Genomic DNA, 1,000 nt, shown 5'->3' on the forward strand with positions numbered 1-1,000 from the left:
ATGAGGAAAAATCTCACACAAGGGGATGCCCCGATAAATCGGGGTAGGGCATTCCATCTGACCACTGAAAAACAAATAATAAACAGATGAAAACAATTACTTTAAAAATCAAGGAAAGCGATATCTCTAAATTTGGACTAGAAAATATTGACTCTCTTTATTTCAATGATCTTGTCTCTAAAATTGGTAATGAATTAACACTTCAGGCACTAAAAGCTGCTCAAAAGGCAGCAAAATCCGCTGGTCTTTCCAAACTTACGGAGGATGAGATCAACTCAGAAATTAATGAGATCCGGAATGAGAGTAGTTCTTGACACCAATGTTTTAATTTCTGCACTGATATCAAGAAGTTATCCTTCTAAAGTTTTAGAAGCCATATTTTCAGATCAAGAAATTGAATTATGCCTTTCGGAAGAAATTTTCACCGAATATACCGAGGTTTTGGCAAGACCAAAATTTTCCAAGTTTAAAGAATTCTACATCAGTGCGAATTTCGTTCTACAACAACTTAGCATTAGCGCAAAATTTTTTACTCCAAACAGAAGTATAGATATTCTCGAAGACAAAAGCGACAATAAATTTTTAGAATTAAGCCTTGATTGCAAAGCAGATTATTTGATTACCGGAAATTTCCATGATTTTAATATCACTCAGTTTAGAAAACTAAAATTCTCTCACCAAAAGAATTTTATTTGTTAATCTCGAAGTAGAAAGAAAGCATTTGAGGCGTACTTTTCCATAACTTTATTTCGACTCAGACCTATTTCCAATGGACTTCGTTCCCTTTATACCGAAGGCATATCTTGAAAATTTCTTCAAATATCTTTTTATCACTCGCGAAGAAGCAAAGTCCCTAAGAGATTGAGGTTGAATAAAATACTCTTCCTCTCCTGGCCAATTTGCGGGAGAGGTATTTCGCCGAAGGCATATTTCCATCGTATTTCCACTGTATTTCCTAAAATCCCCCTTGCCCCCTTTTTCAAAGCTTTCGTCCTTAAAT

2 protein-coding genes are annotated in these 1,000 nt (G+C 35.1%); both read left to right on the top strand.

What is annotated here, in order from left to right; translation table 11 throughout:
* The first annotated feature begins 86 nt into the window (after positions 1-86).
* Entirely contained in the window at positions 87-314 is a 228-nt protein-coding gene (locus tag FL972_RS00005) for a hypothetical protein (protein WP_144602139.1), read from the top strand.
* Complete coding sequence (locus FL972_RS19740; RefSeq protein ID WP_186299959.1) at positions 298-699, top strand: putative toxin-antitoxin system toxin component, PIN family; 402 nt, start codon at positions 298-300, stop codon at positions 697-699. The genes FL972_RS00005 and FL972_RS19740 overlap by 17 nt, the downstream gene beginning before the upstream one ends.
* The last annotated feature ends 301 nt before the right edge of the window (positions 700-1,000 follow it).

Source organism: Algoriphagus algorifonticola, from assembly GCF_007655305.1.
Taxonomy (GTDB): Bacteria; Bacteroidota; Bacteroidia; order Cytophagales; family Cyclobacteriaceae; genus Algoriphagus; species Algoriphagus algorifonticola.